Origin of the sequence: Clostridium sp. AF28-12, assembly GCF_003435225.1 — a bacterium.
In the GTDB taxonomy this organism is placed as follows: Bacteria; Bacillota; Clostridia; order Lachnospirales; family Lachnospiraceae; genus Pilosibacter; species Pilosibacter fragilis.
On the sequence record NZ_QWGJ01000017.1, the window covers coordinates 71,939 to 86,688 of the forward strand.

At 48.7% G+C, this 14,750-nt stretch carries 12 protein-coding genes; 7 read left to right on the forward strand and 5 right to left on the reverse strand.

What is annotated here, in order from left to right; translation table 11 throughout:
- The first annotated feature begins 14 nt into the window (after positions 1–14).
- The 4 genes from DWY93_RS13540 to DWY93_RS13555 all read left to right on the forward strand — a co-directional run bounded on the left by DWY93_RS13540 (position 15) and on the right by DWY93_RS13555 (position 5,669).
- Positions 15–1,055 (forward strand): alcohol dehydrogenase catalytic domain-containing protein, encoded by a 1,041-nt coding sequence (locus DWY93_RS13540; RefSeq protein WP_117470832.1) that lies wholly within the window; start codon positions 15–17, stop codon positions 1,053–1,055.
- Positions 1,056–1,080: 25 nt separating this feature from the next.
- The gene (locus DWY93_RS13545) at positions 1,081–1,842 is read left to right on the forward strand and encodes an SDR family oxidoreductase (protein ID WP_117470831.1); all 762 of its coding nucleotides are present in this window, start codon (positions 1,081–1,083) and stop codon (positions 1,840–1,842) included.
- Positions 1,843–2,109: 267 nt separating this feature from the next.
- Positions 2,110–3,942, forward strand: coding sequence for an NAD(P)-binding protein (locus DWY93_RS13550; protein WP_117472492.1), 1,833 nt, complete (start codon positions 2,110–2,112; stop codon positions 3,940–3,942).
- Positions 3,936–5,669 carry a [FeFe] hydrogenase, group A gene (locus DWY93_RS13555; RefSeq protein ID WP_117472494.1) on the forward strand — a complete coding sequence of 578 codons (1,734 nt, stop codon included), beginning with the start codon at positions 3,936–3,938 and terminating at the stop codon, positions 5,667–5,669. The genes DWY93_RS13550 and DWY93_RS13555 overlap by 7 nt, the downstream gene beginning before the upstream one ends.
- A gap of 151 nt (positions 5,670–5,820) precedes the next feature.
- Here the strand turns inward: DWY93_RS13555 and DWY93_RS13560 are convergent, their stop codons facing one another.
- The 4 genes from DWY93_RS13560 to DWY93_RS13575 form a co-directional block, all read right to left on the reverse strand.
- Positions 5,821–7,140, reverse strand: a complete 1,320-nt coding sequence (locus DWY93_RS13560) for an ATP-binding protein (RefSeq protein WP_117471323.1) — start codon at positions 7,138–7,140, stop codon at positions 5,821–5,823.
- A gap of 177 nt (positions 7,141–7,317) precedes the next feature.
- Positions 7,318–8,832 carry a tripartite tricarboxylate transporter permease gene (locus tag DWY93_RS13565; RefSeq protein WP_117471324.1) on the reverse strand — a complete coding sequence of 505 codons (1,515 nt, stop codon included), beginning with the start codon at positions 8,830–8,832 and terminating at the stop codon, positions 7,318–7,320.
- A gap of 17 nt (positions 8,833–8,849) precedes the next feature.
- Entirely contained in the window at positions 8,850–9,320 is a 471-nt protein-coding gene (locus tag DWY93_RS13570) for a tripartite tricarboxylate transporter TctB family protein (RefSeq protein WP_117471325.1), read from the reverse strand.
- Positions 9,321–9,356: 36 nt separating this feature from the next.
- Entirely contained in the window at positions 9,357–10,385 is a 1,029-nt protein-coding gene (locus DWY93_RS13575; protein ID WP_117471326.1) for a tripartite tricarboxylate transporter substrate binding protein, read from the reverse strand.
- A 309-nt stretch (positions 10,386–10,694) separates the two neighbouring features.
- On the opposite strand from DWY93_RS13575, the gene DWY93_RS13580 reads away from it, so the two are divergent.
- Positions 10,695–11,708 (forward strand): uroporphyrinogen decarboxylase family protein, encoded by a 1,014-nt coding sequence (locus tag DWY93_RS13580; RefSeq protein ID WP_242990637.1) that lies wholly within the window; start codon positions 10,695–10,697, stop codon positions 11,706–11,708.
- On the opposite strand, the gene DWY93_RS13585 is transcribed toward DWY93_RS13580, so the two are convergent.
- Entirely contained in the window at positions 11,705–12,637 is a 933-nt protein-coding gene (locus DWY93_RS13585) for a LysR family transcriptional regulator (RefSeq protein WP_158553099.1), read from the reverse strand. The genes DWY93_RS13580 and DWY93_RS13585 overlap by 4 nt on opposite strands.
- Positions 12,638–12,775: 138 nt before the next feature.
- On the opposite strand from DWY93_RS13585, the gene DWY93_RS13590 reads away from it, so the two are divergent.
- Positions 12,776–14,053: an L-serine ammonia-lyase, iron-sulfur-dependent, subunit alpha gene (locus tag DWY93_RS13590; RefSeq protein ID WP_117471328.1), complete on the forward strand. Its 1,278-nt coding sequence runs from the start codon at positions 12,776–12,778 to the stop codon at positions 14,051–14,053.
- A gap of 224 nt (positions 14,054–14,277) precedes the next feature.
- A partial coding sequence (locus DWY93_RS13595) for an FAD-dependent oxidoreductase (RefSeq protein ID WP_347466222.1) occupies positions 14,278–14,750 on the forward strand: 473 nt, incomplete at its 3' end.

The window sequence follows — 14,750 nt, forward strand, 5'->3', positions numbered from 1 at the left end:
AAGGAGAATGAATTATGGCTGAAATGATGAAAGAAGTCGTTGTTGTAGAACCGCATAAATATGAGGTGCGTGAGGTTGAGATTCCGGAACTTGCAAACGAGGATGAAGTCCTTATCCAGATGAAATCCGCAGGTGTATGCGGAAGTGACCATCACATCTGGCATGGCTCCAATCCGTGCTCCACATATCCGAGAATTCCAGGACATGAGAACGCCGGTGTGATCGCAAAGATCGGTAAAAACGTGAAAAATGTGAAGGTGGGTGACCATGTTATCGTGGATCTTCTCTCCTCCTGCGGAACCTGTTACCAGTGTACGCATGGAAGAAAGAACGTGTGCGAGCATGTAAAAGTAAGAGGTTCCGGAGCAGACGGCGGCTGGAGAGAGTATTTCACAGCGCCGGCAAAAGAAGTATACAAGATTTCCGATTCTGTCAAGTGGGAAGATGCGGCACTTGTTGAGCCGTTTGCAATCGGTTCCCACTGCACAGGACGCGGTCGTGTGGTCGAAGATGATGTTGTATTTATCCTTGGTACAGGAACGATCGGTTCCATTATTTTACAGACATGTAAGGCGAAGGGCTGCAAGACCGTGATTTGCTGTGATATCAGCGATTCTTCCCTTGAGCGCGCAAAAGAATACGGCGCTGACTATGTGATCAATTCCAAGACTCAGGATGTTGTTGCGGAGATCCAGAAGATCACAGACGGACATGGCTGCACCGTAGCGTTTGACTCTGCATGCTTCCCGGGTTCCCTGACAATGTGCCTGCAGCCGGGGATCCTCTGCAACGCGGGCCGTATGGTACCGATGGGATTCTGTACAGAAAAAGAGGGAATCACACAGGCGATGATCAATCAGAGAGAGCTTGACATCATTGGCTCCAGGATGTCTCAGGATGCGTTCGAGCCGACGATCGCAAGAATGGAAAAGGGTGAGTATATCACCGAAGGCATCGCAACAACATTCATCAAATTCAGCGAGATCGACAAGGTCTTCCATCTGATGGATCATCCGGACGAGTCCGCGAAAAAGATGGTAATTCTGTTTGATTAATAATAATAAAAAGGAGAGCATGATCATGGAATTATTTAACATAGCTGGAAAGAAAGCAATCGTAACAGGCGGAACAAGAGGACTTGGTTGTGGAATGGCAGAAGGTCTGATGGAGGCAGGATGTGAGGTCGTGATCGTCGGAACTTCCGACAAGGTCTATGATGTGGCAAAAGGATTCTGCGACCGCGGCTTCAAGTGCCACGGTGTAAAAGCAGATTTCAGCAAGCGGGAGCAGGTATATCAGGGATTCAATGACTGTGTGGCTGCACTTGGCGGCGATCTTGACATTATTGTAAACGCACATGGTATCCAGAGACGTCATAGTGCGGAAGTATTCCCGATTGAAGAGTGGGATGAAGTTCTCAATGTAAACTTAAATTCTGTATTCATTCTTTGTCAGGAAGCTGCAAAGATCATGTTGAAGAAGGGATATGGAAAGATCATCAACATCGCATCTATGGTATCCTGGTTTGGCGGACAGACTGTTCCAGCTTACACAGCAGCAAAGGGCGGCGTGACACAGCTCACCAAGGAACTCAGCAATGACTGGATTGCAAGAGGCGTCAACGTCAATGCGATCGCGCCGGGTTATATGGCAACAGAGATGAACTCCGCGCTGCTTGATCCGGAGAATCCAAGATATCAGCAGATCACCGAGCGTATTCCGGCAAATCGTTGGGGTACTGGCGATGACATGAAGGGTGCCTGCATCTTCCTCGCATCCCACGCCAGCGACTATCTGGGCGGAGCGATCATCCCGGTAGACGGCGGATATCTTGTAAAATAACATAGGTACAAATGAAAATGCCGTCCGGAAAGTCTCCGGGCGGTATTTTTTTGCAGGCACAATCTTATCTATGAATTTGTCTAAAAATTAACGTTAAACAAAAGATTATTAAGCAAAATACATAAAACACTTGATTTATTTAATGAACGCATGATAGAATCGACAATATGTTAAGAAACAAATTCAATAAGCCATAGAGGGGAAAGCAGACATACCTGCGTGAGAAGGTGTGACTGATGAAAAAAGATTGCAAGAGGAGAGGATCATATGAGCAGATTGGAAATCATGTCCCCGACCCGCGCGCGGATCGTGATGGAGGGACTTTATAAAGATCTGGAACGAAGAATCGAGTCAAGCCCGCCGGGGCTCTGTCCGGTTGATATGGCCAGAGCATTTCTGGAGCTGTGCCATGCGCAGACCTGCGGAAAGTGTGTGCCGTGCCGGATCGGTCTCGGACAATTGAACCAGCTGATCCGGGATGTATTAAACGGAAAAGCGACAATGGACACGCTGGAGCTTATGGAAAAAACGGCGCTGTCGATCATGGACTCCGCCGATTGCGCCATCGGCTATGAGGCGGCGAACATGGTCTACAAGGGACTCATCGGCTACCGCGATGACTATGTGGAGCATATCAGGAACGGACGCTGTACCTGTACCTACAACCAGCCGGTTCCCTGTGTCGCGATCTGTCCTGCCCATGTGGACATTCCGGGCTATGTGGCGCTTGTGGAAGAAGGAAGATATGCTGATGCGATCCGCCTGATCCGCAAGGACAACCCGTTCCCAACGACCTGCGGCTTTATCTGTGAGCATCCCTGCGAGGCGAGATGCCGCCGGAATATGGTGGATGATGCGGTCAACATCAGAGGACTCAAGCGGTTTGCGGCGGACTACGCAGGCTTTGTGGATCCGCCGGAATGTGCTCCGTCAACGGGAAAGAAGGTCGCTGTCCTCGGCGGCGGTCCCGGTGGTTTAAGCGCAGCTTACTACTTACAGCTCATGGGACATCAGACTACCGTATATGAGATGCTTCCGAAGCTTGGCGGCATGCTCCGCTACGGAATCCCGAACTACCGTCTCCCAAAGGATCGGCTGGATGAGGATATCAACGCGATCTTAAAGACAGGAGTGGAAGTAAAACAGGGCTTAAAAATCGGCGTGGACATTACGATTCAGGAACTTCGGGAACAGTATGACGCGGTGCTCATCACCATCGGTGCCAGCACGGATAAAAAACTTGGACTTCCGGGCGAGGACGCGGACGGCGTGCTCTCCGCGGTACAGTTCTTAAGAAGTGTTGGAAAAGACGAGATCATCGATCTGACCGGAAAAGAAGTCGTTGTCATCGGCGGCGGAAACGTGTCCATGGATGCGGTCCGAACGGCGAAGAGACTGGGTGCGAAGAAAGTCAGCATTTTATATAGAAGACGAAGAAACGATATGACAGCGTTGCCGGGAGAGATCGAGGGCGCTGTCGCCGAAGGTATCGAGATCGTGACCTTAAAGGCCCCGGCGTCCCTGGATGTCGGCGAGGATCACAAGATTCACGGCATCTACGCGACCCCGCAGATGATCAGTGCGATCAAGGATGGACGTGCCAGCGTGAAGCCGACAGGCGAGCCGGATGTCTACATCCCATGCGACATCCTCATCAAGGCCATCGGACAGGATATCGAGTCCGGACATTTCGAGAAGGCCGGGATTCCGGTATCCCGCGGCAAGATCGTCACCTTAAAGAGCGGCGCTTTTGAGAACATGCCTGGCGTATTCGCGGGCGGCGACTGCTCCAGCGGTCCGGCTTCCGTCATCAAAGCCATCGCGGCGGCGAAGGTCGTTGCGGCGAACATCGATGAATACCTCGGCTACCACCACGAGATCACCAGCGGTGTGGAGATCCCGGAGGCGAGCCTGAAAGACAAGACCCCGTGCGGACGCGTGAACTTAACGGAACGTGATGCCTGCGAGCGTGTCTGCGATTTCAACGCAGTGGAGAACTGCATGACCGAGAAGGAGGCGAAGCAGGAAGCCGGACGGTGCCTGCGCTGCGACCATTTCGGATACGGAATCTTTAAAGGAGGCAGGAGTACATTATGGTAAATATGATCATCGACGGAAAACATGTTTCGGCAGAGGAAAATATCACGATCATGGAAGCTGCTGAGAGAAACGGGATCCCGATCCCGAAGCTCTGTTACTTAAAGGGGATCAACGAGATCGCGGCCTGCAGAGTCTGCGTCGTGGAGCTGGAAGGAAAAGAGAAGCTGATCACATCCTGCAACAATGTTGTGAAGGACGGCATGGTGATCTACACCAACAGCCCGAAGGTCAGAAATCATAGAAGAAATACGGTACAGTTATTATTATCCCAGCATGATAACCGGTGCGTTGTCTGTCCGAGAAACGGGAACTGCCAGTTACAGCAGGTTGCCTGCGACCTGAACATTCTGGACATTCCGTTCAGGCAGGAACCGGAATATCAGCCGTGGGATAAGGATTTCCCGCTGATCCGCAATTCCGCGAAGTGCATCAAGTGCATGCGCTGCGTGCAGGTCTGCGACAAGATCCAGGGACTGGGAATCTGGGATGTGGAGGGAACCGGCTCCAGAACGACCGTGAATGTGGCGGGACATAAGACGATCCGGGAAGCTGACTGTGCTCTCTGCGGTCAGTGTATCACCCACTGTCCGGTTGGCGCGCTCTCAGAGAGAGATGATACGGAGAAGGTCTGGGATGCAATCGAGAATAAGGATAAGATCGTGGTAGCTCAGGTTGCACCGGCGGTCCGCGCGGCCTGGGGCGAGGAACTCGGCCTGGCGGACGAGGACGCGCCGGTGGGCAAGATCTTTGATGCTTTAAAACGCATGGGCGTGGACTACGCCTTTGATACAGTATTTTCTGCGGATCTCACGATCATGGAGGAGAGCACAGAGTTTATAAAACGGTTTACGAGCGGCGAACTGAAGGAGAGACCGATGTTCACGTCCTGCTGCCCCGGCTGGGTGCGTTTTGTGAAGACCCAGTTCCCGTACATGGTGAACTATCTCTCCACGGCGAAATCCCCGCAGCAGATGTTCGGTGCGGTCATGAAGACATATTTTGCGGAAAAGCTTGGTGTTTCTCCGGATCAGATCTTTACGCTGTCCATTATGCCGTGTGTGGCAAAGAAAGGCGAGCGGGAGATGGATCTCTTCTACGGCGAGTATGCCGGACATGACGTGGATGCGGTTCTCACAACAAGAGAACTTGTGAAGATGATCCGCTCCGCCCATATCCGCCCGGATACCTTAGTGGAGATCCCTGGCGACAGCCCGATGCACGCGGGAACCGGCGCGGGCGTGATCTTCGGAGCTACGGGCGGTGTCATGGAGGCGGCTCTCCGCACCGCGTATTTTACCTTAAAAGGCGAGAATCCGCCTGCAGATGCTTTCAAGGCGGTCCGCAGCGTAGGTTTCCAGGAGAATGCAGGAGTGCAGGAAGCAGAATTTGCCATCGGTGACATCAAACTCCGCACAGCAGCGGTCAGCGGACTCGGAAACACGAGAAGACTTTTACAGCAGATCGAGCGCGGCGAGGTCCACTATGATTTTGTGGAAGTCATGGCCTGCCCGGGCGGCTGTGTCGGCGGAGGCGGACAGCCGATCCACGATGGTGAGGAGCTGGCGTTTGCGAGAGGCAGAAAGCTCTATGCGCTGGACGCAAAAGCTGATATCCGCTACTCTCATGAGAACCCGGATATCAGGGAGATCTACAGCGATTTCTTTGGAAAGCCGATGTCCCATAAGGCGCATATGCTGCTGCATACGGAGCATTGGAAAAATAATTAAAGTGTCAGTTAAATTACGGATACAGGAAAAGCACGCAGATGCAAAACGTCTGCGTGCTTTTCCTGTATCGAAAGATCTTGGATGCTATGCCTTTTGACGGCTCATGAATGAATATGCGGAGTTTATTTGGCTGCGCTCTGAAATACAGCGTTTATTGACTGAGCAGCCAATCTATGAGATTTTCGGATCTGATGCCGTCATAGGAAGCATCAAGCCCCGGTTCAAGCGACAAAACGATTTTTTCGTAGTTATCACGGATGTTTTGCAGCGGTGTAAGTTCCCGGTTGCGTACATCCTCACTCATCATAGACTCTGTCACCTGGATATACTTTTTATCATCGGCTGTCGTTGCAATAAAGTCCACTTCGGCGCTGCCGATCTTGCCGATCGCTACATCATAACCCCTGCGAAGCAATTCAAAGTAAACGACATTTTCGATGGCATGACCGCTGTCGCGATTACGGAAGCCCAGCAGATAATTGCGAAGGCCGATGTCAACAATATAGTATTTTCCCAACGTGCGGAGGTATGCCTTTCCCTTGATGTCAAAGCGCTTGATCTCATAGAAAAAATAGCTTTCCAGTAGTGCATTCACATATGCCTGCACAGTATGTGCGCTAGGAGCGCCCTTGCGTTTACCATCGTCAAGGAGCCCCTCGTTTATCAAAGTGTTGCCTATGGAGGAAATGGATACGCTGGAGCCGATATTGTCGGCAAGGAACAGGATGATCTTGCGCAGAAGCGTGGGGTCTGTGATCTGTTTTTGCCCCCTGCGTTTTTCACGTTCCAAAATATCACGGATGACTACCGTGGAATAGATACCGTCAAGAAGAGACAGTGCTTTTTCCTGATCCAGACCGACATCGGCGATTCCCGGCATTCCGCCGAATCTTATATAGGCATCAAATACCTCACGCAATTCATAATGTTCCCCGTTTTTGTCGAATACCTGTTTGCGGAGTCCCCCGAGCGCACTTTGTATTTCATGTACTTCAAAGCCGTGAAAATCAAGAAATTCACGGAATGAGAGCGGCAGCATTCTGATTTCTACACACCGCCCGGAGAGGTAGGTGGAATACTCCGAAGAAAGAAGGTAAGCGTTTGACCCGGTAACATAGATGTCACAGTCAAAATCTACACGGAAGGCGTTTACCGCGTCCTCCCATGCTTCGATCCTCTGCAGCTCATCAAAGAAGAGATACATCCGCTTTCCGGGAACAATACGTTCTTTTACATAGCGATAAATATCGTCGGCATTCATCCTGCGAAAATCAAAGGATTCAAAATTCATTTCAAGGATCTGTTCCGGAAGAACACCGGTATTTTTCAAATGCTGAACCATCAGCTTTAACAGACTGGACTTTCCGCAGCGGCGAATACCAGTAATCATTTTGACCGGTTCTGTATCTTGAAAACCTATCAGCTTATTCAGGTAACTGTCACGCTGCCTGAGTTCATGGGAACCTATCATGTCTATCACCTCCTGCAGTATTAGTATGGCATAAACTGGTGAAATAATCAAGTAATTGCATTATAGTGCAAAAACTTTTTGCTTTCGACAGTTTTTGCAAACATAAACAAATAATAAAAAGATCCGGCAGGATATCTGGACAATATATCCTGCCGGAGAGAGGGGGATGAGTGAAAATTACTGCTTCTGTTTTTTAGTGAGTACGTTTTTTAAAACAGGAACCATTGCGAAACCAATGATTACAAGCAGGATGATGATTGCAATCGGGCGGGAGAAGAAATACGGGATGAGTCCGCCCTTCGGTGCAGCCATGATCAAGGTTCTGCGGAAGTTGGATTCCAGAATATCGGCAAGGACAACGCCGAGAACCAGAGGTGCCGGTTCAAATCCGTAGATTTTCATAAGGTATCCGATGAGACCGAACACGAGCATGATGATAACTTCGTACATGCTGTTGCTCAGTGCATAAGTACCGATGCAGGATAATGCGACGATGATCGGAACGAGAACAGAGTTTGGAACGAGGCAGACTCTTGCCATCTGTCTTGCCATGGAAACTCCGATGATTCCCATCAGCACATTCGCGAAAAGGAAACCAAGGAAGATCGCATAAGTAGTTGGAGCCTTAGAACCTGTAAACAGGTCACTGCCAGGCTGTAAGCCATGCATGAGAAGCGCTCCGTAAAGGATTGCTGTGACCGGGCTTCCAGGAATACCTAAAGTGAAAAGTGGGATCATGGCACCGCCGCAGGCTGCGTTGTTTGCGGCCTCAGAGGCAGCAATTCCGACAATGGAACCTTTTCCGTATTCTTCCGGATTTTTAGAAGTCCGTTTGGAAAGACCATAACTGATCCATGCGGCGATGGAACAGCCGGCAGCAGGGATAAATCCGATAAATGCACCGATAACAGAACTTTTTAACATGGTAGGAGTTAATAGACCGGCATTGCCTTTTTCCCAACGCTTTCCCTTTAAGGCAGCTGCCGGGTCGTCAACAATGGTTGCACCGGTTCCTGTCATCAGCTTTTCAACGAGGATGAGAACCTGGGAGATTGAGAATAATCCGATCAGGATCGGTGTGGAGTCAAGACCATCCTCAAGCCAGAGCTGTCCGAACGTGAATCGAGACACACCGCTGATGGAGTCCATGCCGATGCAGCCGATCAGAAGACCTAACAGAGCGGCGAAGATTCCTTTTGCCTGGTTATCTCCCGTGAGTCCGGCAACGACGAGAACACCGAAGCAGGCAACGAGGAAATACTCAAGGCAGGAGAACATCTGACTGATTCTTCCGAGTGCCGGGGCAAATAAGATCAGGCAGATGGCACCAATGATACCACCGACAACGGATGCGATGGTTACGACGGACACGGCCTCCATGCCGCGGCCTTTTTTCGTCATTTCATAGCCATCCTGTGTGGTCGCCGCAGATGCCGCGGTACCTGGTGTATGGCACAAAACAGCAGTGATGGATCCGCCGTACACACCGGTTGTGTACATTGCGGTCATCATGACAAGGGCAGCTGTGGGGCTCATGGAAAATGAGATCGGCAGCAGCAGGGCAATACCGACGGACGGTCCCAATCCGGGAATAATTCCGATGATCATTCCGCCTACAACACCGACGAGCAGTCCGAGAAAGACATCGATGGAGAGGAACGAACTCAATGCGAGTGATAAATATTCAGCCATTTTATAAGCTCCTTTCCTTAAATATAACGGAACAGCTGTCCGAGAATGCCGACTTTATAGATCGGGAGATGAAGAATGATAACGAAAACAACATAACAGATCAGGGTGTAGAGAACGGTGATCACAATGTTTACTTTCCAGGACTTCAGCTTTAAATATTTCATGGAAAGCAGCATAAAGATCGGTGTCGCGATCCAGTATGTGATATAGCGGAAGCCAAGGAAATAGATAAAAATAAAAAACATGAACAGGAATGCGTATTTACTGCTCTTTATAGTCATGGAGTAGTGGAAATCCCCATCCTGCTCCTTGGTGAGCCGGAGACCTTTCAGAATAATAAATACAGAACATAATCCCATTAACAGGGACAGAGTGATCGGAAGATAGGAAGCCTGTCCAGGAATCTGTACCGCAGTAAAGAACACTGCGATACAGAAGATAAGAAGAACGGTTCCTACCCATACGTCGCGATGAAACTTTTTTGCCATATGGATAAACTCCTTTTCTTATGTGGGAATGATCAGTTACTGTACGTTCCAGATCATTTTTCTGGTTTCAACCTGGCTCTCAAGAAGTTCTTTGAAGTCCTCACCGGAGGTATTGTCGAGCTGAAGACCAAGAGCAGCCATATTTTCGATATAGTCAGGATCTTCCATTGCTTTTAATAATGCGTCAGTGGTCGTGTCGACGATATCCTGTGGAACACCATTCGGATAGAAGTATCCGCGAGCTGCGAATGCGACAAAGTCTTCACCGGTTGCCTCTTTGATCGTAGGAACATCAGGTATGAAGTCACTGCGTTCGTCGGAAAAAATGCATGCAACCTTCATCTCACCAGACTGATAGGAAGCCATGACATCAGAGATGGATGCAAAAAAGATATCTGTGTCACCGGATAAGAACATTCCGCGGCTGTCGGAAGCTCCGTCTACCGGAACAACGGTGATCTGGGTTCCGAAGGTCTTGTTGAACCATTCAGCAGTTGTTGCGTCTCCGTCGGTAATTCCTGTTGCCTGGGCGGAAACGAGAACAGGATTGGATTTGGCGTACTCGATAAAGCTGTTAATATCGGAGAACCGTGTGTCATTAGAACGGATCGCCATGACATTGTAGTCGAGAGCCTGGTTTGCAAGGACAGTGACGTCATCGAGATTATATTTTCTAGGGTTATCCGGATCAAGCTCACCCATCGCATAGTTATGGTTGATCAGACCGATCGTATAACCGTCTTTGTAATCGCCCTGGATCAGATCGGTCCATGCGACCCATCCGCCAGATCCTGTCTGGTTTTCAACGACAACATTGACTCCCATTACTTTAGAAAGAGCCTGTGCAAGATTGCGGGCACCAATGTCGGTTCCGCCGCCGGCTGAGAACGGGCAGACGAGAGTGATCGTTTCGCTTGGGAAAGAACCATCGTTTTTGGCGGCTGCAGTATCAGTGGAATCAGCAGATTTTGTTGTGGTGTCTGTTGTCTGCTGGCTGGAAGCTTGGCATGCGCTAAGAGATAATGCTAAAGCTCCTGCGGTCACAAGTGCAAATATTTTTTTCATGTGAGATCCTCCTTTTATAGTAGAACTAAAAAATTTTGTCGTCATAATAGACTGGTCCAGCAAGAAACGCGTTTGCTTTTGTTACATTCATTCTAGTGAATTTTATGTCAGAAAACAAACAGCTTTTCCGTGTTATATCACAATATAATGACTGTAAAATGGATAAAAAAGAAAAAAATGAACAAAAAACATACCGAATTACAACTGAATGATTGTGAATAAAAGAACAAAACTTGTTAGACATTTGTAATCTGAATTCTTATACTGGCATCGAAAACAAAAACGTGAACGGCTAAAGGAGGTCGCTATATGATGACAAAGAAAGAGAGAATTCAGGCAGCTATTGCAGGGGAAAAACCGGACAAACTTCCATATTCATTCTGGACCCATCTTCCGGGAATCGATCTGAATCCGGAACTTTTAGCGGAAAAGACATATGAGTTTTATAAAAAGTATGATATCGACTTTATAAAGACTATGAATAACGGAATGTACGCCATCGAAGACTTCGGTTGTGAGATTGATTATTCAGATATTGCGAAAGGCGGAGTGGCGAAAGTCACAAAAACACCGATCCACGAAGCGAAGGACTGGTATGAACTGAAACCGTGTTCTGTAAAGGAAGGAAGTCTTGCGAGAGAATTAAAAGGATTGAAACTTGTTCTCGATAAGGTAAAGAATGAGGATGTGCCAGTCATTTTCACGATATTCAGCCCGTTGACAACAGCGAATAAATTGTCCGGAAATACACTTCTTCAGTATCTGGAAAATGGTGACGGGGATGCAGTTCATCATGCGCTGAAAGTGATTACGGAGACGACCTGCAATATGGCTCGGGCAGCGCTGGAAGCCGGTGCGGACGGAATCTTCTTTGCGGCGCAGAGCAGTACTTATAATTTTATGACTGCAGAACAGTATAAGGAATTTGGCGTTCCTTATGACTTGGAGGTCCTGAATGCGGCGAAAGATGGATGGATGAACACACTGCATGCCCATGGAAGTAATATCATGATGGAAATATTGAAGGATTATCCGGTACAGGTCTTCAACTGGCATGCATGGGAGACATATCCGTCAGTGGATGAGGCGGCGCTTGAGTCTGGAAAATGCCTTATGGGCGGACTAAACCGCACCGATATCACAAAAGATGACCGCAATGCCATCCATCATCAGATTTATGAGTGTTTTAAACTGATGGGTGGCTGCGGTCAGATCTTAACACCGGGTTGTGTGATCCGCTATCCGTTAAATGAGGAAACTTTAAAATTTATCCGCAAAGCGAAAGATGATGTGGAGGCGAAGATCCATCCGATCTACGCTTAGCAGGAAAACTTTTCCTGTGCCATCCGGATGAATTCATCGGCGGCTCGGCTGAGATAGTGGTCTTTCATGTAAGCGATTGTGATCGGCCGGTAGCCCGCCGGATAGTTTAACGGAAAGACAGACACCTGTTCTTTCCAGTCGAAGGAATTCCAGAATGTCATACGGCGGCTGACGAAGATTTCGGGAAGCACGATGGCACCGATTCCGGAAGAACAGAGGGAAACCATGGTGGACATACTGGTGGTCTCGAGGAGGATTTCCGGTTCAATGTTGTAGCTTTCACAACATTTTTCAAACATTTCGCCCAGCCATGTCTGTTTCGGCATTTTGATAAACGGGCAGTCGGCAAAAATGTTGAAACTTTGAACAGAACCCGGAATCAAAGTGGAGTCTATCTTCAGATAGCGCGGCAAAAATGAGTTTGGAATAACGCAGACGAGAGATTCTGTATGGAGCAGTTCCTCGTGTACTTTTTCTGGATCATTGATCGCAAAACCGATGCAGAGATCTGCCCGTCCTTCAAACAATGCCTGGTTGATCTCTTTTGTTGTACCTTCTACAAGATTTAGTTTGATCTGGGGAAAGGCAGAGCGGAATTCTGGAAGTATCTTTGGAAGCATGACAGCTCCGCGGGAGGTACTGATTCCGAGAGTCAGTTCACCTTTTCGGAAGTCCCGGATATCCTGCATGCTTTTTTCAATCTGTTCTTTCTGATGAAGCAGAACCTTGGAACTTGCATAGAGGGATTTTCCGGCTTCGGTGAGTGTAATCGGTTGGGTACGGTTAAAAAGGATCACACCGAATTCGTTTTCCAGGCGGGAAATGTGGTTGCTGAGGGATTGCTGGGATATAAATAAACGCTTGGCAGCATTTGTGAAACTGAGTTCTTCAGCGGCCACGCGAAAGTAGTAGAGATTTAAAAAGTTCATAGTGTGCTCCTTAAATTTTTTCTGCAGTAACATTGATGAAATATATGAATTATTATAGCAAAAATAATCGAAAAAGAAAGAACAGAAGGAGAAAAAGCGCTAAGAAACTGTTAAAAATATCATGAGGAAAAATAAAAAATGGACCAGAAATTATACACAAACCATCTTGAAATATTAAAAGACGAACTGATTATGGCGCTCGGCTGCACGGAACCGATCGCAATCGCCTACGCGGCAGCAAAAGCGCGGAAACTGTTAGGTCAGATGCCGGAGAAATGCGTAGTGTCCTGCAGCGGAAATATCGTTAAAAATGTCATGGGAGTGACGGTACCGAACTCCGGCGGATTAAAAGGAATCGATGTGGCAGCAGTACTGGGAATCGTGGGCGGAGATCCAGATATGGATCTGGCAGTGCTTGAGAGTGTGACAAAAGAGGATCAGGAGAAGACAAAAGAGCTTTTAAATCAGAAATTTTGTACCTGTAAACTGATCGAAGGCGTGGCGACTCTTTACATTGTAGTGGAACTGCGCGCCGGAGAGCATACGGCGCTGGTCGAGATTCAGAAGACCCATAAAAATATCACCCGGATGGAAAAAGATGGGATGAGTGTTCTGAAAAAGACTGAGGCAGATGAGGAAAATGGTCATAAGGCAGGTGACAAACAGCTTCTCACAGTGAAAAATATTCTGGAGTTTGCGGATAAAGTAAAAATTGAGGATGTTGAAGAGATCCTGAATCGCCAGATCGAGTGCAATATGGCGATCTGCCGGGAAGGCCTGGAACATCCGTATGGAGCAGAGGTTGGAAGAATCCTGATCGACGGAAACGAAAAGCCGACGGTGGGTCTGAAGGCACGTGCATTTGCGGCCGCAGGTTCGGATGCCAGAATGAACGGCTGTCCGATGCCGGTGGTCATCAATTCCGGAAGTGGTAATCAGGGGATCACGGTCAGCGTGCCGGTCATTGTTTACGCGAAGGAGAAAAACATCGAAAAAGAAAAACTTTTGCGTGGACTTGTAGTTTCGAATCTGATCGCAGTTCATCAGAAAAAATATATCGGAAGTCTGTCTGCATACTGTGGCGTTGTGAGTGCCGCATGCGGAGCAGCCTGTGGTATCTGCTACATGCTTGGATATCCATATGAAGTGGTCTGTGAGACAATTACCAACACCATCGCAACTGTTGGAGGTATGGTGTGTGATGGCGCGAAATCATCCTGCGCAGCTAAAATTTCGACAGCCCTTCAAACTGCGCTTCTTGGAATGAAAATGGGATTACATGACAGGGCATTCCAGCCAGGTGAAGGTCTGGTGGAGGATGATGTTGAAGAAACAATCCGAAGTATCGGACGCATGGGACGAGATGGTATGCACTCCACGGATTTGGAAATTTTGAATATTATGCTTGGAAATTAAAAAAGAGGATCTGCCAGCGGACATTGACTTCTGGTAGATCCTCTTTTTTATGAAAAGTCTGATCCCTCAGCTATGCTGAGGAGAATGGAATCAGTGCAGATAGTAATAGTATATGCGATACCGTTCTTTGGGACGGGTAGTTCGGACTTCCGGGTGAGGACGCGGACGGCGTTCTCTCCGCGGTACAGTTCCTGCGGAGTGTCGGAAAAGACGAGATCATCGACCTGACCGGAAAGGAAGTCGTTGTCATCGGCGGCGGAAACGTGTCCATGGATGCAGTCCGCACGGCAAAACGACTTGGAGCGAAGAAAGTCAGCATTTTATATAGAAGACGGAGAAACGATATGACGGCGCTGCCGGGTGAGATCGAGGGCGCGATCGCGGAGGGGATCGAGATCGTGACCTTAAAGGCTCCAGCGTCCTTAAATGTCGGGGAAGACCACAAGATCCATGGCATCTACGCGACCCCGCAGATGATCAGCGCGATCAGGGACGGCCGCGCCAGCGTGAAGCCGACCGGAGAGCCGGATGTCTACATTCCATGTGATGTCCTGATCAAGGCGATCGGACAGGATATCGAGTCCGGACATTTCGAGAAAGCCGGGATCCCGGTATCCCGCGGAAAGATCGTGACCTTAAAGAGCGGTGCATTTGAAAACATGCCTGGCGTATTCGCGGGCGGCGACTGCTCCAGCGG

What these genes read in the sequence shown, in the direction of transcription:
- DWY93_RS13550 (WP_117472492.1), top strand. Translation starts at nt 2,110, where the DNA reads ATGAGCAGATTGGAAATCATGTCCCCGACCCGCGCGCGGATCGTGATG.
- DWY93_RS13580 (WP_242990637.1), top strand. Translation starts at nt 10,695, where the DNA reads ATGATGACAAAGAAAGAGAGAATTCAGGCAGCTATTGCAGGGGAAAAA.
- DWY93_RS13565 (WP_117471324.1), bottom strand. Translation starts at nt 8,832, where the DNA reads ATGGCTGAATATTTATCACTCGCATTGAGTTCGTTCCTCTCCATCGAT.
- DWY93_RS13540 (WP_117470832.1), top strand. Translation starts at nt 15, where the DNA reads ATGGCTGAAATGATGAAAGAAGTCGTTGTTGTAGAACCGCATAAATAT.
- DWY93_RS13570 (WP_117471325.1), bottom strand. Translation starts at nt 9,320, where the DNA reads ATGGCAAAAAAGTTTCATCGCGACGTATGGGTAGGAACCGTTCTTCTT.
- DWY93_RS13560 (WP_117471323.1), bottom strand. Translation starts at nt 7,140, where the DNA reads ATGATAGGTTCCCATGAACTCAGGCAGCGTGACAGTTACCTGAATAAG.
- DWY93_RS13585 (WP_158553099.1), bottom strand. Translation starts at nt 12,637, where the DNA reads ATGAACTTTTTAAATCTCTACTACTTTCGCGTGGCCGCTGAAGAACTC.
- DWY93_RS13545 (WP_117470831.1), top strand. Translation starts at nt 1,081, where the DNA reads ATGGAATTATTTAACATAGCTGGAAAGAAAGCAATCGTAACAGGCGGA.
- DWY93_RS13575 (WP_117471326.1), bottom strand. Translation starts at nt 10,385, where the DNA reads ATGAAAAAAATATTTGCACTTGTGACCGCAGGAGCTTTAGCATTATCT.
- DWY93_RS13555 (WP_117472494.1), top strand. Translation starts at nt 3,936, where the DNA reads ATGGTAAATATGATCATCGACGGAAAACATGTTTCGGCAGAGGAAAAT.
- DWY93_RS13590 (WP_117471328.1), top strand. Translation starts at nt 12,776, where the DNA reads ATGGACCAGAAATTATACACAAACCATCTTGAAATATTAAAAGACGAA.